Below are 22,066 nucleotides of genomic sequence, written 5' to 3'. Positions count from 1 at the left end.
TTGAAATTCAGAACAGGCCGACTTACGTTGATCGCAACATCAGTCGGTAACTACTAAATACAGCAGAAACCTGCTGTAAGACCAAAAAATTATAGCCTATTTGGCATAAAACTGATACAAATCAGAAGCTTTCGCCGGGATTACGGGGTTTTCTAGGTCCTTTATTGAAGGGTTTGCGCCCTTTTGGCGCGCTACGTTTAGGCCCATTTCCAGGACTCTGGGGGTTGCCCGTCACAAAAGCAGACTGCCCGTGGTGAACTTTGCTGCCTTTACTGCGGTTTTGGCCCTGACCACCTTGACCACCCTGTCCGCCTTGCCCACTTCGACCGCCTTGACCACCCTGTCCAGGTCTGCCACCTTGAGTACGACCACGGAAAGGTCCACGCCCTTCGCCAGAACCACTGCCGCCACCAGGTTTTCCACCTCTACCCTGATGCGTTAGGCCGTTATGGCCACTAGCAAGGGTTAGAGCATCACGGGATCCCCAGTAGGAAACGGAGGTTTGCATTGGATCCGGCTGGAAATCTTCTCCAACTGGACGACGATCTCGATTATTAGGGTTAGGGCCACGGCCCTTATCTTGAGGCTGTGGCATTTTTAAACCAGCAGACTTCATCAAGTTATAGATGCCGCCAGCCTCAATCTCTTCCCATTTGCCACGTCGGAGGCGTGGAGGTAATAAGAAAATGCCGTAACGAGTTCTAATCAAGCGAGAGACTGTATGACCAACTGCTTCGAACATACGACGCACTTCGCGATTACGACCCTCACTTAATGCAACGTGATACCAACGGTTAGCGCCTTCGCCGCCGCCCATCGCTAGGCGCAAGAATTTAGCTTGGCCATCATCGAGCGTAATGCCACTCTTTAAGAGCGAAGTATTTTCTTGACTCAAGTCGCCCAAGATGCGCACGGCGTATTCACGCTCGACACCGTAACGGGGATGCATTAAGCGATTTGCTAACTCACCAGAAGTGGTGAACAACAAAAGACCTTCGGTATTAAAGTCCAATCGACCTACCGCGATCCAGCGTCCTTGACGCGGTTTAGGTAAACGATCAAATACGGTTGGACGACCCTCTGGGTCTGACTGGCTAACGATCTCACCTGCCGGCTTGTGATACATGATCACGCGCGGCGGCTTAGTCTGAATCTTGCGATGTACAGGTTTGCCATTGATACGCACTTGATCTGTTGGTCCAATACGCTGACCAATATGCGCTGGTAATCCGTTAACTGATACGCGCCCTTGAATAATCAAGTCTTCCATATCGCGACGGGATCCCATACCAACATCAGCTAATACCTTGTGCAACTTAACGGTATCTTCATCATCAGCATCATCATCTAAACCATCGAGGTCAGACCAAACTTCATCACGCAAACTGAGTGGGAGATCATCAACGTTCGCAAACTGCAGACTACTCATTTCCTCATCCGTTGGCGCATCTGAATCCTCATCTTCGCGTGAGCGTTGTGCACGCTGCGCGCGACGCTCTGCACCAGTTTGATGAGATACCTCATTCTCATTCACACTATCAGGATTTTTTAATTCCTCAACTTCAGGAGCATCTAAAGCAGCGTCAAACTCACCAGAGACAACTGAGGCAAACAAAGCCTCACTCTCAGCTGGATTGGGAGCTAATTTAGAAGATTGGTTATTGCCTTGATTATTACCGCCTTCGCGCGGACCATTGGAATCAGTACCTTCACGGCGTGGCCGATCTTTATTAAATGGGCGCTTCTTATTAAATGGGTGTTTACTACCTCCGGCACCTTGGCGGCGCGGGCGACGTTCACCACGCTCTCCGCCTTCAGACTTTTGGCCATCCGAGTTCGATGGTGCAGCATCTGCATTAGAAGGGGTTGCCGATGGATTTACTACCGGGGATGAATCGTTTTCGTTAGGGCTTGTCATTAATTATTATTTTGTTTCGTCTGGGTTGTCTTCAGACTCAGGGGTAACTTCATTAGCCTCTTCTTCAGAAACCTCAATGCTGGCTTCTTCTAAAGTGGCTTCAGTTGTCTCTTCGTCAATCTCGCTCACCTCTTGAGCATCCGCATCAATCACTACCGTCTCAACAGTGGCAGATGGATCAAACTCCATCACCGCTTGACCTAATTGCGCTGCAGCAGCCATTGGCGCCGCATCTTCCAAAATCGGCAAGCTTTGTAAATTGGTCAGACTGAGATCATCTAAAAATTGTTTGGTGGTGGCATACAAGCCTGGGCGACCAATAGTTTCTTTATGACCAATTACCTCAACCCAACCACGATCTTCTAATTGCTTCATTACGTTACTACTCACAGCAACACCACGGATTTCCTCGATCTCACCACGGGTTACAGGTTGGCGGTAAGCGATGATGGCTAAAGTTTCCATAACAGCACGTGAATACTTCGGCGGCTTTTCTGGAGTCAGGCGATCAAGGTACTCACGCATCGAAAGACGGCTTTGAAAACGCCAGCCAGTTGCGATATGCACCAATTCCATACCCTTGTCATCCCAAGCGCGTTGCAGCTCGACTAATGCTTCATCGATATCTGCCGTAGTGATGTCTTCTATAAATAAGCGAGACAAATCAGCAACGGTGAGTGGTTCCTGTGCGCACAGGAGGGCTGTTTCAATGACGCGCTTATTGTGATCGTCCATAAAATTCGGGCTTCCAGGAGTAATCCTGACTAGGCTTTAAAAGGTATTTAGTAATGGGTTTTGGTGTTCTCAAGCTACTACGGACAATCCATCTCATCAATTCTTCTTGGGATATGCCCGCGCTGAAACGAAGTACTTTTCGTTCACCTTGCGCCCATTATAAGGTAGGCTCAATACAATAGCCATATGCATAAGAATTCCACAAAACCCCCTTTATCCAGGCCTCAGGCCATCCATTCCTTGGAGCGCCGTCGACTCCTTGGCCTCGGAATTGGCATGGGCGCCCTCCTTGGGGGCGTAGGTTTGAGCTCTTGCAGCCTTGTTGGGAGTAAAAAACCTGTGGTTGGCCTAGTTCTAGGCGCTGGAGCAGCTCGAGGTTTTGCTCACGTGGGCGTCATCAAGGCATTAGAAGCCCAAGGCATCAGACCCGATATTGTTGTTGGTAGTAGCGCTGGTAGCGTGATTGCCACCCTACTCGCATCAGGCGCCACTGGGAATGATCTCAATCGCTTAGCCCTCAATCTAGATGAGGCCACGATTGCCGACTGGGGCCTCCCATTTGCTGGCCGATTTGGCGGACTCATCAAGGGTGATGCCCTGCAAAATATGGTGAATCGAGAAGTGCAAAACAAATCGATTGAACAAATGCGCATCCCCTTAGGAATTGTTGCTACTGAATTGCAATCTGGCCAAGGGGTTCTATTTAGAACAGGCAATACAGGCTTAGCCGTTCGCGCATCTTGCAGCGTACCCGGAGTATTTCAGCCGGCAGTGATCAGCGGCAAAGAATATGTCGATGGCGGTTTAGTGGCACCAGTACCAGTCAGCTATGCAAGACAGATGGGGGCAACCTTAGTCATTGCAGTAAATATTTCTTCCGAGCCGGCTCATCAAGATGCCAGCGGAACCTTAGGTGTTTTGCAACAAACCATCTCTATCATGCAGAGAAGCATCAATCAGTACGAACTCAAGAGCGCTGATATCGTGATTCAGCCGCAGTTAAAGCAAATGGGTAGCGGTGATTTCAAATCCAGAAATGCCGCCATACTCGCCGGTGAAGCTGCGGCGCAAGAGCAAATGGGTTTGATTAAAGAGAAGCTGAAAGGCTAGCAACCATCAGGCTGCAGAGGGCTTGATTAAAGGCTGCGTGAATTACGCTTAAGATTTTTGACTTCGTTAAGAAGCTCTTGACGCTCAGAGTCATCGAGATTGTCGCTACCGTCTAAACGACGTGCCCCGTCAAAACGTTTATCCCAATAGAGGCTACCGAGATCATCCACTCGAACATTGGTGCCTTTGGAAGGTGAGTGAATGAATTTGTTATCGCCCACATAAATTCCGACGTGAGAAAAAGTGAGGCGCATCGTATTAAAAAATACGAGATCTCCTGGCTGCAATTCTTCACGGGTAATCGGCTTACCAACACGACTCATTTGCGTTGACTTGCGTGGCAATAAGAATCCCAACTTATCTTTGAAGACGTAGCCAACAAAGCTACTGCCATCTAATCCAGACTGCGGTAATTCTGTATCCCAGCGATAGCGCACGCCAATGACTTCCATAGCGCGGTTAATTAATTCGTCTGACTTGCCAGTCACGGTATCGGCCAAGCGGTCCGATACTCGGGCAATGTAGGAGCGCCCTGCTTGGAACATGCTTTCTTTGGGAACTACAGCATCCGCAGATGCCTCTACCGCCGTATCAACCGCATAGGCAGATACAGAGATGATGGCGCCTAAACCTAGGCCCAGCAGTTTTAAAAGAAGTGCTTTTTTCAATGACATCGGATCAGTTTAACAAAGAACCCTCAATTAACCAAGTCTTCACTCTATGCTTAAGTCTTTGTTTATAATGATAAAATTGCTTTATATCAGGGCGCATGCACCAAATTAGCCCATTCAAAGGGGGTTTGATCCGCCATCTAAGTCAACTCTGCAGCTGCAAATAGTTCCCTGGTATAGATCTGACGGGGATGCTTAATGAGGGTTTCGGTATCACCAAATTCCACCACCTTGCCCCCTTTGAGAACCATCACTTCGTGAGACATTGCTCTAATGACTGCTAGATCGTGACTAATCATGAGATAGGCTAAGTTGTACTTTTTTTGCAGCTCGGTCAATAAGGCAAGCACCTGCTTTTGAATAGAGACATCCAATGCCGAGGTGGGCTCATCTAATACCAAAATTTGTGGGCGCAAAATTAAGGCACGCGCAATCGCAATTCTTTGGCGCTGTCCTCCAGAAAATTCATGGGGGTAGCGCAGAAGCGCAGAACGATCTAAACCCACCTCTTTAAGCATATCCACTACACGTGTCTCACGTTCTGCAGTAGATAGTTTCGGAAAATGCACATCCAATCCCTCAGAAATAATCTGCAATACGTTCATGCGCGGTGACAGCGAGCCAAAGGGATCTTGAAAGATCACCTGCAAGCTAGAACGCATCGCACGTCGCTCCATAGGCATGAGTTTTTGCCAATCGCTGCCAAGCACATCAACATTGCCAGTCACTTCTGCCATTGAATCACCTAGCAAACCGAGCACAGCCATACCTAGGGTGGTTTTGCCAGAGCCAGATTCTCCAATCACACCAATGGTCTGTCCTTGCTTTAATGCAAAGCTGACTTTTTTCAACACTTTATGTGATGGCGCTTTTTTAAACCAAGAGACTGATTCTTCGCTCGGGTAAGCAACCGAGAGATCCTCTGTTTTCAACAACACTGGAGCTAATGGCATCAGAGGTGCCGGGTCGCGTACCGGCTCACTATTGACCAAGGTGCGCGTATAAGGATCCTCTGGATGTTCAAACACTTGTTTGGTTGGCCCAGCCTCCATCAAGTTACCTTGATTGAGCACAGCGACACGTTGTGCAAAATGCTTCACCAAATTGAGATCGTGGGTGATCAACAGAATGCCCATACCGCCATGATCTTTAGATTCTTCTTGGAGCTCTTTGAGTAAATCCAAGATTTGCAAACGCAAGCTCACATCTAAAGCTGTCGTAGGCTCATCGGCAATCAGTAGCCGAGGCTTACATGCCAAAGCCATCGCAATCATGGCGCGTTGTCTTTGGCCGCCTGAGAGTTGATGTGGATAAGAATGAAAGCGGCGCTCAGGCTCAGGTATTCCCGTCTTACGAAGCAAATCAATCGCGGCATCAATCGAATCCGCTTTAGATATCAAAGGTTGATAGATCTGCACTGCTTCAATAATTTGATTGCCCACAGTAAAGAGCGGGTTCAAGGCCGTCATCGGCTCCTGAAACACCATCGCAATTTCACGACCGCGAATCTCCCGAATATCTTGGATAGACATCGAGAGCAAATCTACCGTGCCCTTCCCATCTTTTTTATTCCACAGAATCTTTCCAGAGACTTTGGCGCCCTCGGGCTCTAAACGTAATGGCGCCAATGCAGTCAGCGTCTTACCTGAGCCGGATTCCCCAACCAATGCCACACGCTCACCAATGCCGATTTCTAAATCAAGATGATTGACTGCAAACTTTTCCCGACGACCCGTTCCAAATGAAATGCACAGATCTTCATAACGAAGCAAACTCATGAGCGACCTCCGCTCATTACGCCAGCCTTACGAGAATCAAAAGCATTACGCAATGCTTCACCCATAAAAGTTAATAGCAACAGAGTTGCGACCAAGACAACAAAGGTTGATAGAGAGATCCACCAGGCATCGAGATTGCTTTTGCCTTGAGAGAGCAGTTCGCCCAAGCTTGGAGTGCCCGGGGGTACGCCCAAGCCTAAAAAGTCCAAACTGGTTAAGGACAAAATGGCGGCACTCATGCGAAATGGCAAAAAGGTAATCACTGGGGTCAAGCTATTAGGCAGGATGTGACGCCACATGATTTGTAAATTGGTTAAACCTAATGCTCTTGCTGCACGCACATATTCCAGGGCGCGATTGCGGAAAAATTCTGCACGGACGTAATCTGATAGACCCATCCAACCAAAAGCGGCTAACAAAATAATCAGCAGGGAAACGCTAGGATTAAAGATCGAGGCAAAAATGATGAGCAAGTACAGCTCTGGCATAGCTGACCAGATTTCTATGAGGCGCTGAGAGACTAGGTCAAACTTTCCTCCAAAGAAGCCCATTAAGGATCCAGTGATGATGCCCACACTCACGCCAACAATCGTTAGTGCAAGACCAAAAAGAATCGATAAGCGGAAACCATAGATCAGACGAGCCAAAACATCGCGCCCACGATCATCAGTCCCCAACCAGTTCTCCCATGAAGGTGGTGCTGGATTAGGCACTTGTGAAAAATAATTGAGCGTCTCATAGCTATAGTGAATCGGCGGGTAGATTGCCCAGTTTCCATTACTAGTAATGTTCTGACGAATATCGGGATCTAAGAAATCAGTTGGAGTCGCAAAGTCACCACCAAAGACAGTTTCTGGCTGACTCTTCACAATCGGAAAATAGAAATGGCCTTCATAGCGCACCACTAAAGGCTTGTCATTCGCAATCAATTCGGCGCACATCGATAAACCAAACAGGACCATAAAGATCCATAAGCTTGCATAACCCATGCGACTATTCTTGAAGCGCTGCCAACGACTCATGAGCCGCCTCCTGCACCAAACTGAATGCGTGGGTCTACATAAACGTAACAAAGATCGGAGATTAACTTGGTAAACAAGCCAATCAGGGTGAATAAATACAGAGTGCCGAAGACTACTGGGTAGTCACGACGCATTACGGACTCGTATGAAAGCAAACCGAGCCCGTCTAATGAGAATAATGTTTCGATCAACAGTGAGCCAGTAAAGAATGCGCCGATAAATGCTGCCGGGAAACCCGTTACTAAAGGCAAGAGTGCATTACGGAACACATGTTTCCACAACACTTGCTTTTCGGTAAGACCCTTTGCTCGTGCAGTCAGAACATACTGTTTACGAATCTCTTCTAGAAAAGAATTCTTGGTCAGCATAGTCACTACTGCAAAACTACCCAAAACAGAGGCGGTAATCGGCAACACTAAATGCCACAAGTAATCCATGACTTTGCCAAACAAACTCAGATCACTCCAATTATCCGAAGTAAGGCCTCGTAGCGGAAATAACTGTAAGAAACTGCCTCCACCAAACAGCACCAGCAATAAGACACCCAGCACAAAACCAGGAATGGCATAACCCACCAAGATCATGCTGCTGGTGACGGCATCAAAGCGAGAGCCATCGCGTACTGCTTTAGCTATTCCTAAGGGTATGGAAACTAAATATGTAATAAAGAAGGTCCACAGTCCAATACTGATCGAGACTGGCAACTTAGAGACCACTAAAGTCCAAACGCTTTCGTGTTGGTAGTAGCTTTCACCCAAGTCAAATCTGGCAAAGCGGCCCAACATCATGAAATAGCGTTCGAGTGGCGGCTTATCGAAACCGTATAAGGCTTTAACTTCCTCTAGACGCTGTGCATCGACACCTTGACGGCCGCGATAGGTTGATCCGGATCCGGAGGACTCGGAGCCGCCTGTTGCAGCACCGCCCTTCCCTTTTAACTCCAATACCATTTGCTCTACTGGACCACCTGGAACAAATTGCACTACTGCAAAGGTAAGAGTTAGCACCCCCAAGATTGTCGGAATCATTAGAAGCAAACGTTTAAAAATATAGGCGCGCATTTGACCTTGCATTATTTAGCCTCTTCTTTCCACCAGTTTTGCATGATCCATGCCTCGGCCGAGTAATACAAAGGAGGCTCTGGATAACGCATCTCGTGGCGAAAGGCAACGCGATGGGTTGGGTTGTACCACTGCGGCACAACGTAGTAACTATTCCACAGAACTCTATCTAGAGCTCTCGTTGCGGTTCTTAGCTGTTCCCGATTTTGTGCTTTGGTAATTTCATCAATCAAAGCATCCACCACGGGAGACTGCACGCCAATCACATTATCAGAGCCTTTTTCTTTAGCGGCCTGACTGCCAAAGCGGTCCCAGAGTTCATTTCCTGGATTTTGGGAGTCCTGAAATCTGACGGTGGTCATATCAAAGTCGTATTCATTCATACGCTTTTGATGCAAAGCAAAATCGCTGGTCCGAATATCTACTTGCACTCCCAGCTTTTCTAAGTTGCGTACATAAGCAGAAATCACTCTCAAGAAAAATCCACCATCTTCAACTATCTCAAAACGAAATGGCTCACCCTTTTCATTGCGCAATGCACCGTCACGATATTGCCAGCCCGCATGAAGAAGGAGTTCACGGGCTTTCTTCAAATTCTGGCGTAGGCTGCCAGGCGACTTAGTTGATGGCGCCGCAGGCATCGGGCCAAAGACTGCATCCGGAACCCACTGTGGGTATTTTGCTTTTAAGGGCTTGAGTAGCTTTAGCTCTGACTCTGTAGGTTTGGGAGGGCCATCAAAGTTGGCACTCAAATCACTGTTGGTGAAATAACTATTGATACGGCTGTACTGATCAAAAAATATTTGGCGATTGAGCCATTCAAAATCAAGTGCATAGCCTAAGGCTTCGCGCACACGCGCATCTTTAAAAATAGGCCGTCGCACATTCATAGCGAAACCTTGCATGCCAGCGCCATTATGATTTAGGAATGCTTTCTTTAAGAGAACGCCTTGATCAAACTTAGAGCCCACATACCCTTTAGCCCAGATCTTGGCGCGATATTCAACCAGAGCATCAAACTCCCCCGCTTTAAAGGCTTCCAGCCTAACAGCATCATCGCTGTAAAGCTTATAAAGGACTCGATCAAAGTTATAAAAGCCAACGCGGATATTTAACGGTTTTCCGAGTTGATCAGCCCAATAGTTTGGGTTCTTTTTAAAAACAATCGATTTACCTGCTTTGAAAGATTCAATCAAATAAGGCCCACTACCGATTGGCGTTTCAAAGGCAAGACTCTCAAATGGAATCACCGTTCCATCTGCTTGCTTGCCCCAGTTCCGCGAGAACACTGGGAATGTTCCTGCCAGGATAGGTAGTTCAGTATTGTCATTCTTAAAGTCGAAGCGGATGGATCGATCAGACAAAACAACCGCTTCTTTAATATCCGCAAAGGTAGTTTTATAACGCGGATGCGCTTTACCGCTCATCAAGGTATCAAAGCTATATTTAACATCAGCAGCCAAGACTGGACTGCCATCTGAAAATTTTGCCTCAGATCGAAGATGGAAGGTGACCGATTTGTGATCTTTGGCTACCTGAATATCATCTGCTAATAAACCGTAAATACTGGAGACCTCATCAGCACTTCCCTCGGCCAATGACTCAAACATCAATTCGATACCGGGAGCGGTGATACCTCTCAGGGTAAATGGGTTGAATTTATCAAAGCTCGTTCTTTGCCCTGGGTTTGGCAAGACCAGGGTTCCACCGCGGGGAGCATTGGGATTAACGTAATCAAAATGGGCAAATCCATCGGGATATTTAGGCTTGCCGTATTGTGCAATCCCTTGTCCTGCCAGAGCTATATTGGCCCCTAGCCCCGCTAGCAGGGCTAGCAGCAATAAATAGGCAATTTGTCGAATGGGCTTTAAGGTGGGCATATATGCAACAATTGTAGATAGCTAATCATATTTGAAGTAAAGGACACAACATGGGCTTTCTCACCGGCAAAAAAATCCTCATTACCGGCCTCCTCTCCAACCGTTCTATTGCCTATGGCATAGCCAAGGCCTGCCACCGCGAAGGTGCTGAACTAGCCTTTACCTATGTAGGTGAGCGCTTTAAGGACCGCATCGTTGATTTTGCAAAAGAATTCAATACCGAACTGATTTTTGACTGCGATGTGGGCAGCGACGAACAAATCAGCGCCCTTTTTAAGGATTTAGCCAAATCCTGGCCCCAATTTGATGGTTTTGTACACGCGATTGGCTTTGCGCCACGCGAAGCAATTGCCGGCGATTTCTTGGAAGGTCTTTCTCGTGAAGGCTTCAAGATTGCTCACGACATTTCTGCTTACAGCTTCCCAGCGATGGCAAAAGAAGCGCTCCCAATGTTGCGTGATAAATCTTCATTGCTCACATTGACTTATTTAGGATCCATGAAGAATGTTCCTAACTACAACACTATGGGTTTAGCAAAAGCATCGCTTGAAGCATCCGTTCGCTACCTCGCTGGCTCAGTTGGCCCTAAAGGCATTCGCGCTAACGGCATCTCTGCTGGCCCAATTAAAACTTTGGCCGCTTCTGGCATAAAAGGCTTTGGCAAGATTTTGCAAGCGGTTGAGGAAACTGCTCCACTGCGCCGTAATGTGACGATTGATGATGTAGGCAATACTGCTGCATTCTTATTGTCTGACTTAGCCAATGGCATCACCGCTGAAATCATTTACGTTGACAACGGCTTTAGTCAAGTGGTTGGCGGAATGGATGAAGTTTGAGCATTCCAATGCGCGAGGCCCTGAAGTTTTGGGCTAAGCTAGGCTTCATCAGTTTTGGTGGGCCAGCAGGACAGATTGCCGTTCTACACCAGGAGTTAGTTGAAAAGCGTCGCTGGATTTCTGAGCGGCGCTTTTTACATGCGCTGAACTACTGCATGCTATTACCAGGGCCAGAGGCCCAACAGCTAGTGACCTATATTGGCTGGCTCATGCACCGCAGCTGGGGCGGTATCCTAGCGGGTACGCTCTTTGTGCTGCCTTCCCTGTTCATTTTGATTGGGTTGTCGTGGGTATATCTCACCTTCGGACAAGTCCCCTGGATTGCCGCCATCTTTTTTGGCATCAAACCTGCAGTGACTGCAATCGTGTTGCACGCTGCCGTGCGAATTGGTAAACGCACAATTCATAACCAAGCACTCCAATGGATCGCTCTTGGATCTTTTCTCGCCATCTTTATTCTGAATCTCGCTTTTCCCATCATCGTACTGATTGCAGCAGCAATCGGATATTGGGGTGGTAAACGCTATCCAGAATATTTCCAACAAGCTGGTGGGCATAGCACGAAAGAAGCAAAACAATTTGGTAGCGCCATCATTGATGACGACACCCCTACTCCCGAACACGCCAGATTTACTTATTCAAAAGCGGTCCGTCATAGCCTTGTCGCATTTACTTGCTGGCTCCTTCCTATTGGTGTATTAATAGCCATCTTTGACTGGAAGACCTTGTACCCAAATATCGCGTGGTTCTTTACCAAAGCCGCCTTAATGACTTTTGGTGGTGCGTACGCAGTTCTACCCTACGTATACCAAGGAGCAGTCGAACACTTTCATTGGCTCAGCGCCAACCAAATGATTGATGGTTTAGCGCTAGGCGAGGCTACGCCAGGACCACTCATCATGGTAGTGGCTTTTGTTGGCTATCTTGCAGGACATATCCAACATCTCATTGGCAATACCAATCCATTTTGGTTTGGGGTGTTGGGTGCTTGTGTTGCTACTTGGTTTACTTTTTTACCCTCCTTCTTTTTTATCTTAGTAGGCGGTCCGTTAATTGAGTCAACACATGGCAAGCTAGGATTTACAGCCCCGCTAACAGCAATCACAGCGGCAGTCGTTGGTGTCATTGCTAATCTAGGCCTCTTCTTTGCTTATCACGTCTTTCTACCAAGAGGCTTTGGCGGCTCGATCTCTTGGATCTCGATTTTGATCTGCGCTCTAGCTGGTTTAGCTTTATTTAAGTTTCAAAAGGGTGTTCTTTCGGTATTGGGCGGGTCAGCCTTAGCTGGATTACTCTTCTACTACATCTCTATTTTGATAGGGTGAGTTTTTTCACAAGATTGGCATAATGGAACTTATGCGAATCGAACCTCAAACTATCACCCACCTGCAAGAATGGCTTGGTAAAACAGAGTCTCTGCAGGACACCGTCACAGCAGCCCCCGTGCGCGGACTATCCGCAACCTTGGATCGCGATGATGCTGCACCAAGTAAGGGGACTTTTTTACCTGAGCTGTGGCACTGGTTGTATTTTCTGCCCCACGCCCGCGAATCCGAAATTGGATCTGATGGTCATCCAAAACGTGGTGGCTTTCTTCCGCCGGTTCCACTACCTCGTCGCATGTGGGCAGGTAGCCGCATTGAATGGTTAAAACCACTTGCTGTTGGCGACGAGATTGAACGCGTTTCCACGATTGAGTCAGTAACCCATAAAGCAGGTCGCACCGGTGATTTAATTTTCGTATTGGTCAATCACAAAATCTCCAACCAGAACGGTCTAGCGATTATTGAAGAGCATGACATTGTGTATCGGGATGCGCCCGGGCCAGACGATAAACCTGTTGCCCCTACTGCCGCACCGACGGATGCTAAATGGAGTAAAACAATTACACCTGATGACGTACTTCTATTTCGTTATTCAGCATTAACTTTTAATGGCCATCGCATTCACTATGATCGCAAATATGTCACTGAAGTTGAAGGCTACCCCGGTTTAATCGTGCACGGCCCTTTGATTGCGACACTATTGGTAGATCTAGTGCGCCAAAGCATTCTAGGATGCAAGCTTAAAAGTTTTGAGTTCCGCGCTATACGCCCTACTTTTGATATCAACATCTTTAAAGTCAATGCCAAGCCGGATCTAGAAAAAGATCCGAGTGGAAAAACCATTTCCATTTGGGCGGAGGACCATGAAGGCTGGCTCACTATGCAAGCAACCGGTGTTCTAGCCTAAACACATGAAGGTTTACTGATGACCACTCAACACCTTTCTCTTGAGCTAGCTAGCTTTGCGGCCAATTTAAAAGCTGCAGATATTCCAAGCGACGTCATGAGCCGCGCCGAAGACCTATTGGTTGATTGGTTTGGTTCAGCTATTGCTGGCAAAGGCTCGCGCCCAGTGGAACTCATTACTCAGTTTGCCCAAAATATGGGTGGGTTTGATGCAAGACACGCTGGTCCCTCTGAAGTTTTAGTTTCTCGCAAAACCTCTAGCCCCTTTTTAGCGGCAATGGCTAATGCAGCAGCATCACATGTTGCAGAACAAGACGACGTCCACAATGGATCAGTCTTTCATCCAGCTACGGTGGTATTTCCTCCAGCATTAGCCTACGCGCAAGCCATTGGCGCTTCTGGTGAAGATTTATTGGTTGCTGCAGTGGCAGGCTACGAGGTAGGTATTCGGGTTGGGGAATTTTTAGGTCGCTCTCATTACAAAGTGTTTCATACCACCGGAACGGCCGGCACATTAGCTGCTGCTGCGGCAGTTGGTCGCCTACTCAAACTCAATTCAGAACAAATGCTCCATGCCTTTGGCTCTGCGGGGACTCAATCAGCCGGCCTTTGGGAGTTTCTGCGTGATGCCGCAGACTCCAAACAACTACATACCGCCCATGCGGCCTCCACTGGCTTAATGTCTGCCTATATTGCACAAGCTGGCTTTACAGGTGCTGAACATATCCTGGAAGGTAAGCAGGGATTAGCGGCAGGCATGTCAAGCGATAGTGACCCCAGTAAATTGGTTGATCGTTTAGGTACTCGCTGGGCTTTAGCAGAAACAAGCTTTAAGTATTACGCCTCCTGTCGTCATACTCACCCCGCTGCTGACGCCCTACTTCAAGTCATGTTGGTAAACAAACTAACGCCTAACGATATTGCGAAAATAGAAACCTTGGTTCACCAAGGTGCTATTGATGTATTAGGCCCGGTAACTGACCCTGCTACTGTGCATCAGTCTAAGTTTTCTATGGGAACGGTGCTCGCTTTGGTTGCACATTACCAATTTGCTGGCCTGCAAGAATTTGATCAGCACTTTCATGATGATGCAATCTGCACCTTCCGTGAGCGCGTCTCGATGATTCTCGATCCAGAGGTTGATAGTGCTTATCCGCAACGTTGGATTGGCAAAGTCAAAGTTCATCTGAACAATGGACAAATTCTGGAGGGTCGCGTAGACGAACCTAAAGGCGACCCTGGTAATACCCTATCTCGCGCAGAGATAACAGACAAGGCAATGCGCTTAGCTGCTTTTAGCGGGGGTGCCAGCCCAACAGAGATGAGTAAAGCAATTGATCTCTTGTGGAATATCCGCAAACAAGCCAAGATAGGCTTTCTACTGCCATCCGCATAAGTAAACCCACCACTCGCTCCCTTATTTTCTAGATTGATATGAACCCACTTGATACACCACTAGGCTTTAGTACTAACTTTCTATTTGTACCAGGCACTCGTCCTGAACGTTTTATGAAAGCCCTCGATAGTGGTGCTAGCGGCGTTGTCTTGGATTTAGAAGATGCCGTTGCGGAGGAAGATAAAGAGAGTGCGCGTGACGCCATTCGCACTGCATGGCCTAGCTTTAGTCCTGAGCAAAAGAAGCGTCTAGTCATTCGTACAAACTCACCTGGTAGTAAATTTTATTCAGGCGATTTAATTCTCGCGCAACAACTTGAAGTTGCCTGTCTATTGATTCCCAAAAGCGAATCGCTCGACCAAATTAATGGTGCCGCCCTCATACTCCCCAATACTGCAATCATTCCCATGATTGAAACGGCAATTGGCCTGGATAAACTGAAAGAAATTGCATACTCCAACCAAGTGATTCGCCTTGCTTTGGGTAATTTAGATTTACAAGCGGATCTGGGCATGGTCTGCGACCGCCAAGAGATCGAATTACAAACAGCTCGGTTTCAGATCGTTTTAGCATCACGACTTGCACAGATTGCCCCTCCTATTGATGGGGTTACACCATCTACTGACGACATTGAGCGCATTACCGATGACTCAGAACGCGCAAAGCGTATGGGTTTTGGCGGAAAACTCTGTATTCACCCAAAACAAGTGGCTATCGTCATCAAGGCATTTACGCCAACCGAAGAAGAACTAGCCTGGGCCCAACGGGTCGTTGAGGCAGATGTGGCCTCCAAGGGCAGCGCTGTAAAGCTAGATGGCCGTATGATTGATCGACCCGTGGTGCTACTAGCCAAAAGAACCCTGGCAATTGCTGGTAAACACTAAGAGTTTCCTATGTCTAAGGAGTTGCAAAACTGGCAAAATAACCCAGAGTTGTTTTGCACTCATATAATTTTTATAACTACTACTAGAGACTAAAATGAAATTACGTAAATCACTATTTGCCGGTTTCTATGCAATCACTACCCTAGGATTTATTGCAGGTAATGTGTTAGCTGCAGATCCCTATCCAAATAAGCCCATCACCTTGGTTGTACCTTTTGCTGCCGGCGGACCTACAGACGCTGTTGCCCGTCTGATTGCTGTGCCGATGGGTAAAGAATTGGGTCAAACCGTTATTGTTGAGAATACTGTTGGCGCAGGCGGCACCATTGCAGCCACCCGAGTTGCGCGTTCCGCTCCAGATGGCTACATGATTTTTATTCATCACATGGGCATGGCTACTGCGCCGGCTTTGTATAAAAAATTGAACTTTGACCCGATGAAGGACTTTGAATACATCGGCCAAGTCGTGGATGTACCAATGGTGCTTTTGGGTCGCAAGAATTTCCCACCAAACAACTTTAAAGAATTAGAGACCTACATCAAGGCCAATAAGGATAAAGTGACGCTAGCTAACGCTGGTCCTGGTGCGGTGTCTCAGTTGTGCGGCCTTTTATTTATGTCGCGTGAAGGCGTGGAATTAACAACCGTTCCCTACAAAGGAACCGGCCCTGCATTAACCGATTTGCTTGGTGGCCAGGTTGACCTACTCTGCGATCAGACCACGCAGACTGTTCCTTATATTAAAGATGGTTTAGTAAAAGCCTATGGTGTTACCACACCAAAACGCCTGCCAGCCTTACCGAACATACCCACCTTGGATGAACAAGGCTTGAAAGGTTTTGAAGTAAAAGTTTGGCACGGTATGTATGTCTCTAAAGGCACGCCTCCAGCAGTTGTCAATAAAATCAATAAGGCGCTTAACGTTGCTTTGAATGACCCTGAAGTAAAGGCTCGTTTAGCAGAGTCCAATATTGAAATTGTTCCACCAGCTAAGAGAACTCCAAAAGGCTTGCAAGAACATCTTGAGGCTGAGATTAATAAATGGGGTCCTGTAATTCGCAAGGCTGGAGCCTATGCTGATTAAGGACTTACCTTAGAAATAAAAAAGCCAGCATCTCGCTGGCTTTTTTATTGTGCTGAGTTCTTATTTACAGGGGTAATTATCAACAAAGAAACGCATTAAAGTTTTAGCTGCTTTCTCTTTATTAAACTGAGGGTTTGTCTTGGTCCATACCAGGAACTTTTGCAAGACCTCATTACGAGTCTCGCTCTTATTTACAAAGCAAATGGCTGGCTCGGCATCTGGACGACGATTCGCCAAGTATCCCTGATAGACTCCTTCGCCAAAACCAAAACAAAAACTGCGACCTTGATCATCATCAGGATTTTTGCAGAGCTCAACAAATGCAGTAGTACTAGCATCATCCGCTGGGAGATCCTTCTGCGCAAATGCACTTGGAGCAGAGGAAAGGATGGATACAATAAGTACAAATGTTGCTGTGAATGTTTTCATGATTCTTTTCTCTCAGTAAATGTTAACGCCTAAAACCGCTCATGTGCCCACCGCCAAAGCCACTCATATGGCCACCACCGCCTCCACCGCCACCAAATCCGCCCATATGTCCGCCACCACCACCGGCAAATCCACCCATATGGCCGCCGCCAAATCCTCCATCTCGCCCACCCTCATCAAAGCTACGTGAGCGATCTTGATCACCATCAAAGCGCGCTTGATCTCGCAAAGCGTTTTCTTGAGCGGCCTCGCGATAGATATTGGGATTAGATCTATCCATCTGGGCATCATTGCGCGCTTCTTGATTTAATCGCGCTGCCTGACTTCTTTCTTCAGGAGTTGCATCTTTCTGAAAAGCATTATTAGCGCGCTGACCATCCATTCTGGCCGCCTGCCTCTCCTCTGGAGTAGCTTTATTTTTCCAGTCGTTCAGCAAGCGCTGCTGGTTAGCAACATTTGCTGGTCCGATAATTGCACGAGAGGGTATGCGCCCAGATGCATTGATGTTCGTAGAATTAATCGTGCCATTATTCCAATTGGGTTGCGTCCAAAAATCATCGCCGATCATAAATCCCGCACCAAAAGTCATCAGACCCCAAGCTGGGTTGTAGATAGGATACGGAGGGTACTCTGGATATGGCCAGGGCCCATAAACAACCGTGGGGTTATAGGTTGGGATGTAAACTACTTTTGTATTGGCTGGGCTGATCAAGACGTTCCCGTCCGCATCAGCTGTTACGGTAATTTGCTTATTAGTCTTTAGGGTACCGGCCTTAACAGCCATTTTTCTGAGAGCTTGAACTGCTTTCATGGTATCTGCGGCTTGGAGCTTATAAGCATTACCTAAATTCTGGGTCCACTGCAATTTATTGCCCATCATATTGAATGCTTTTGGAAACGACATTAAAGATTTAACACTATCGTTCCAAGATTGGGCCTTGAGTGCATTTTGCAGATCATCACCCGCCAATGAAGCATTGCTAGCTCGCCAATTATGAGCTTCTGCTACCTCTAACGGGTAGGTTGAGGCCAGCAGCATCAGCGACAGCAAAGAATCGGGATACAGCGCAATTGGCGAGACCAATGACTGTAATTGCTCTGAAGAAATAGTTTGCGGGCCAGCGTTGTAGCCGGATCCAGCGTATCCTCCGCCTTGCACATAACCTTGAGGGTAATATCCGCTAGATTGATAAGGATCAGGGCTCATAACGCATCCATTGAGAAGGGATCCAAAAGTGATCATTACTAACGTTAGCAACCTCACTTTCTTACTCAACACAGAAATACTTTGTTGGCTTGTCTGCTTCATATCTGCCTCAGCATTGATCTATATAAATTCAATAACTCACTAGATGCATATTACTTTACAACCTTGCGTTTGATGAGTCCTAACCCGGTCTAAACAAATATCCAGAGCGGGCTTTGTCCCTTTTCCTTCTATACATCATGCCAATACAGGCGCATATAGCCCAGATGGTCAAGAATGGATCCAGCAAGTAATCCCAAAGATTGGCAGACTCATGCCAATGGACTGTCCAAGCAAGAATGGCGATAGCAATAATCCATACACCCTTCATCCAATTTGCCAAGCCACAGACTAGGGCAAAAAATAGGACCGGAATTAAGAATGGTATGGATCCGTAACCCCATACATAAGGATCGACCATTCCCAAGCCCAGGGCAAATGGATAAAAACATAATGCGATGATTGTCACCACAAATTTAAAAACAATCGGTGCAGGCTTATTGGCTGGTAGCAATGAGCTCCACAACAATAAAGTCAGCACGATGCTCAGATCACCAGTCAAGCCACGCACATAGGCAACCAAAGGTAAATTCATACCAAATGGCCAAAACAGAATATTTCCCATCAGAAGGACAAAAAATACTTTGATAGCGAATGGAAAAGCATTTGGAGAAAACTTTTGCAAGATCCAAATACCCACTACCGCACAGGAAATGGATAATTCAATCAAAGCTATGATTTGCATGAACTGATTCATTGCCGCACCTCCTGATGAGCCGGATCTGCTTCAGCACTGTTTATTTGCTGATAGGCATGTCTTAGCCAAGCACCAGAAAAATAACGATGTCGGATCTTCTTGCGATCCCAGGTATAGACTAAATGTGCATCATCACCGTCTACAGTGATTAAGTAAGGGTATGAGAACTCTTTACGTTGAGCTTCAGGTATAGCTTCATCGTCCTCCAATACCTCAACGGTTTGCCATTGCTCAGATTTAACATCGCTCATCAATAAGACCAAACGATAGCGCCCATTTTCAATATTGTTTAAAACCAAAATGCGAGCGCCGCTTTTGAGAACAAGCCCAGCAACTGCAGAATTGGGATTGGCAATATCCAAATCTTCTGCCTGCTGCCATGTTTGACCCGCATTTTCTGTATGACTAACCGGGATTTTCTTTGGTAACCCAGAGCTCCGTGTTTGCCGGAAATATGCACTGGCATATTGCGCGTCATTTACAAATACGAGTGGCTGAATCGCACCGCGCCCAGAACTCATACGACGCTTATCAATTACCTGCCCTGCATCCAACCTTAAGAACTCGCCAAAACGCCCTATCCACTCATGATAGGCAGGCAAGCCTAGTAGACCATCGGTGAACATCACATTAGGGGATTTCACGAGAGTGCTTAAATTCAGTAACGGGGAGCTGATGAGGCGTTGCGGCTTACTCCATGTCAAACCTTCATCATCCGAAGTCATTGCAGAAATTGAACTACCCGCCCAACCGCCAATAGAGACGGTGACGAAGAACAATTGCAGACGTCCATCAGCCAATCTGGCTGGCACAGGATTGCCTAACTTAGCGATATAACGTGAAAGCCCCTTCTCCGCACTAATGCGATCCATCACAACAATGGGCGCACTCCAGCTAGAAGACTTCGGGTCATATACGGAGCTGTAGATCGATACATCAGCAGCACCTTCGCGACTACCGGCAAACCAAAACGCTCTCACTGCACCATCCTTGAGGGCAATCATTGAAGCTGCATGGACTGAGGCAGCGCCAGTATCAGGAAGCCAACGTGATTGCGGTACGGAAATATTAATCTTGATGAGATCTTTTGTCTTCATTACTACAGGCTCATCCAGAACATCATCTACTTGGAAAGAAGGAGTAGCAAATGGCGCCCACACTGGGCGACTATCAATATGCAGAAAGCCAATCACTGCAGCAAGCAACAAAAAACAAAGAGCAATGACACGACTCATCTACAAACATCCTTTAAGTTGGATAAATCTGGGGTCGCCACCGGTGTAAAAATCAGGTATTCATTAACAAATAAATATTTACCAATATGCCCCATCAACATTTCCTGAATTTCTTCATTAGAGTGACGGGCCCTCATCTCCATTCTTTGTCCAACAATCTGACAAGAATCACATAGTGCAGGCTGAGTACCCAAAGAAGTGTGCACCGCAACTAGAGAGTAGACGGATGTCAGAGTTGCGACATCACTAGCATCTTTCGCTAAATAGCCATGCAGCTTTGCACCTGGTAGCAACAATCGATACTCCTCATCCTTGGCTCGATAGTCACAAGGAATCCAAACATCCCTGCCTGCCAACCGAGCAATCGTTTCTACCGAGTAGCGCCCTAAGCGCCCTTCTAATGGAGCAAGACTACTAGTCAACCCGCAATAAACCAAAAAGCAGGCTGCCAAAGAAATGGTTTTAGTGAAACGCCGATTCAGCAAGCCAAGCAAGACCAGCAATATTCCTGCCGCCATGAGAATCCAATGACAATAGGAATAAGTCCATGCGCCAGCATCACCCATAAATTGTGAGAACTGAAGATTGATACCAATCCAAAACAAGAGTGATAACACCAGTAATTGCAAGAGCAAGGCAATGCGGAAGCCCCATAAAGGCAACTTATCCCAATATAAGGCAATCAGCGCCGCAAAGGCTGGCATCACTGGCAAAAGATAACGACCTGAACGCTGACTAGGTAAGCTGAACACAATAAAGAACGCTGCTATCAAAAGCAGTAATAGCACCTCTTCTAAATTCAGAAAGCGACGTGTACGCCAGCATTGCATCAAACTTGATATCAATACAAAGCTAAATAGGCCTGCATTAGCAATCGTCGTCAAAATTAAAAGCCAAATGCTATCTCCACCGCGCAGCAAATCCATAAAATAACTAGACTGACGAGCGGCAAACTTACCGGCATTCTCGCCCAGTACAAATTCGCTCCAAACAGCTTCTGGATATGGGTCCATGGCAAACCACAAGGCAAATACGCCGAGGGCAAGTACAGTAATCAGGATCAACTTATATAGGTCGCGGATGAGTACCTGAGGAATACTCCACTGCCGCCAGCGCCAGTAATAGAGCCCCAAAGCAAAATTAGCAGGAACGATGTAGGCAAAAGATTTTGCAAATAGCGCAAGACCAAAACACACCCCCGCCATCAATGGGAAAAAGAATTTAGATTCAAATGCACTTTTACCCCAATACAAAATCGCCATAAATGGTAGCGATACCCAAAATACTTCTGGGGGGTCCGCTAAGAATGGTCGACCGTAGCGATAGGTTGCAAAAAAGGAGAGCCATACTAATGATGCCAATATTCCAGTTTGCGTTTTGCCACTGAAACGTCGGACTGCTAAAAATAAGAAAAATGCCGTTAGTGCGGTATATAAAACACTAGGCCAACGCAAATTTGCCAAACTCCATTCGCTTGCCCAATGCGTACTAGCAATACCCTGCCAAAATATCAGTGGCGGCTTAGTGTTTTTAATGCCATCCATTTCAGACTGCAGTGGCAGCCATTGGGCCGAGTCTGCCGTCATGCGCACAATATGCATATAGGGATACTCATCACCGTTTTTTGGCGCAAATCGGCTATCCAAACCATAAAGGTAGGTAAATACACCTAAAAGGAGTATCAATAAGGCGGAACGGTAAGAAAATGAAATTCTCATACCCGTAGTTTATAGGGCTTATAGGAAATTCCAACAAAATACATCAGGCCCGCATTTTCGAATGAGTTTATGAAA

19 protein-coding genes are annotated in these 22,066 nt (G+C 46.9%); 7 read left to right on the top strand and 12 right to left on the bottom strand.

All coding sequences use genetic code 11. The features are described from left to right. Positions 1–121: 121 nt before the first annotated feature. Positions 122–1,918 (bottom strand): pseudouridine synthase, encoded by a 1,797-nt coding sequence (locus tag ICN34_RS06160; RefSeq protein ID WP_216121426.1) that lies wholly within the window; start codon positions 1,916–1,918, stop codon positions 122–124. Positions 1,919–1,924: 6 nt separating this feature from the next. Then, positions 1,925–2,653 carry an SMC-Scp complex subunit ScpB gene (gene scpB / locus ICN34_RS06155; protein ID WP_072583481.1) on the bottom strand — a complete coding sequence of 243 codons (729 nt, stop codon included), beginning with the start codon at positions 2,651–2,653 and terminating at the stop codon, positions 1,925–1,927. 186 nt (positions 2,654–2,839) lie between these two features. On the opposite strand from scpB, the gene ICN34_RS06150 reads away from it, so the two are divergent. Then, entirely contained in the window at positions 2,840–3,763 is a 924-nt protein-coding gene (locus ICN34_RS06150) for a patatin-like phospholipase family protein (protein WP_143143913.1), read from the top strand. 26 nt (positions 3,764–3,789) lie between these two features. Here the strand turns inward: ICN34_RS06150 and ICN34_RS06145 are convergent, their stop codons facing one another. From ICN34_RS06145 to ICN34_RS06125, 5 genes are all read right to left on the bottom strand, one after another. After that, positions 3,790–4,437 carry a C40 family peptidase gene (locus ICN34_RS06145; RefSeq protein WP_072583479.1) on the bottom strand — a complete coding sequence of 216 codons (648 nt, stop codon included), beginning with the start codon at positions 4,435–4,437 and terminating at the stop codon, positions 3,790–3,792. Between the two features lie 137 nt (positions 4,438–4,574). Further along, positions 4,575–6,212 (bottom strand): ABC transporter ATP-binding protein, encoded by a 1,638-nt coding sequence (locus ICN34_RS06140; protein ID WP_072583478.1) that lies wholly within the window; start codon positions 6,210–6,212, stop codon positions 4,575–4,577. Further along, the gene (locus ICN34_RS06135) at positions 6,209–7,234 is read right to left on the bottom strand and encodes an ABC transporter permease (protein ID WP_072583477.1); all 1,026 of its coding nucleotides are present in this window, start codon (positions 7,232–7,234) and stop codon (positions 6,209–6,211) included. The genes ICN34_RS06140 and ICN34_RS06135 overlap by 4 nt, the downstream gene beginning before the upstream one ends. Next, positions 7,231–8,295: a microcin C ABC transporter permease YejB gene (locus ICN34_RS06130; RefSeq protein WP_192846863.1), complete on the bottom strand. Its 1,065-nt coding sequence runs from the start codon at positions 8,293–8,295 to the stop codon at positions 7,231–7,233. Before ICN34_RS06130 ends, ICN34_RS06135 begins: the two co-directional genes overlap by 4 nt. Before the next feature lie 11 nt (positions 8,296–8,306). Beyond that, a complete protein-coding gene (locus ICN34_RS06125; protein ID WP_216121423.1) occupies positions 8,307–10,175 on the bottom strand; it encodes an extracellular solute-binding protein in 1,869 nt (622 codons plus the stop codon). A gap of 50 nt (positions 10,176–10,225) precedes the next feature. On the opposite strand from ICN34_RS06125, the gene fabI reads away from it, so the two are divergent. From fabI to ICN34_RS06095, 6 genes are all read left to right on the top strand, one after another. After that, complete coding sequence (gene fabI, locus ICN34_RS06120; protein ID WP_072583474.1) at positions 10,226–11,011, top strand: enoyl-ACP reductase FabI; 786 nt, start codon at positions 10,226–10,228, stop codon at positions 11,009–11,011. 8 nt (positions 11,012–11,019) lie between these two features. Continuing rightward, positions 11,020–12,336 carry a chromate efflux transporter gene (gene chrA / locus ICN34_RS06115; RefSeq protein WP_083564276.1) on the top strand — a complete coding sequence of 439 codons (1,317 nt, stop codon included), beginning with the start codon at positions 11,020–11,022 and terminating at the stop codon, positions 12,334–12,336. A gap of 22 nt (positions 12,337–12,358) precedes the next feature. Then, positions 12,359–13,243 (top strand): MaoC family dehydratase N-terminal domain-containing protein, encoded by an 885-nt coding sequence (locus tag ICN34_RS06110; RefSeq protein WP_216121421.1) that lies wholly within the window; start codon positions 12,359–12,361, stop codon positions 13,241–13,243. Between the two features lie 18 nt (positions 13,244–13,261). After that, on the top strand, positions 13,262–14,638 hold the full coding sequence (locus ICN34_RS06105; protein ID WP_072583471.1) for an MmgE/PrpD family protein: 1,377 nt from the start codon (positions 13,262–13,264) through the stop codon (positions 14,636–14,638). Between the two features lie 38 nt (positions 14,639–14,676). Further along, the gene (locus tag ICN34_RS06100) at positions 14,677–15,522 is read left to right on the top strand and encodes a CoA ester lyase (protein WP_072583470.1); all 846 of its coding nucleotides are present in this window, start codon (positions 14,677–14,679) and stop codon (positions 15,520–15,522) included. 94 nt (positions 15,523–15,616) lie between these two features. Further along, positions 15,617–16,606, top strand: coding sequence for a tripartite tricarboxylate transporter substrate binding protein BugD (locus ICN34_RS06095; protein ID WP_072583469.1), 990 nt, complete (start codon positions 15,617–15,619; stop codon positions 16,604–16,606). 60 nt (positions 16,607–16,666) lie between these two features. On the opposite strand, the gene ICN34_RS06090 is transcribed toward ICN34_RS06095, so the two are convergent. From ICN34_RS06090 to ICN34_RS06070, 5 genes are all read right to left on the bottom strand, one after another. Next, on the bottom strand, positions 16,667–17,035 hold the full coding sequence (locus ICN34_RS06090; protein WP_216121419.1) for a Rap1a/Tai family immunity protein: 369 nt from the start codon (positions 17,033–17,035) through the stop codon (positions 16,667–16,669). Positions 17,036–17,057: 22 nt separating this feature from the next. Continuing rightward, complete coding sequence (locus tag ICN34_RS06085; protein WP_216121417.1) at positions 17,058–18,242, bottom strand: DUF3300 domain-containing protein; 1,185 nt, start codon at positions 18,240–18,242, stop codon at positions 17,058–17,060. 181 nt (positions 18,243–18,423) lie between these two features. Beyond that, a complete protein-coding gene (locus ICN34_RS06080) occupies positions 18,424–19,026 on the bottom strand; it encodes a hypothetical protein (protein ID WP_237767774.1) in 603 nt (200 codons plus the stop codon). Between the two features lie 8 nt (positions 19,027–19,034). After that, positions 19,035–20,273, bottom strand: a complete 1,239-nt coding sequence (locus ICN34_RS06075; protein ID WP_072583465.1) for an exo-alpha-sialidase — start codon at positions 20,271–20,273, stop codon at positions 19,035–19,037. Next, positions 20,270–21,991 (bottom strand): glycosyltransferase family 39 protein, encoded by a 1,722-nt coding sequence (locus tag ICN34_RS06070; RefSeq protein ID WP_072583464.1) that lies wholly within the window; start codon positions 21,989–21,991, stop codon positions 20,270–20,272. The genes ICN34_RS06075 and ICN34_RS06070 overlap by 4 nt, the downstream gene beginning before the upstream one ends. Positions 21,992–22,066: the final 75 nt, after the last annotated feature.

The organism is Polynucleobacter sp. Tro8-14-1, from assembly GCF_018881655.1.
Lineage (GTDB): Bacteria > Pseudomonadota > Gammaproteobacteria > Burkholderiales > Burkholderiaceae > Polynucleobacter.
Note: the sequence above shows the minus strand (reverse complement) of the source record. Positions and strands in the feature narration are given on the sequence as shown.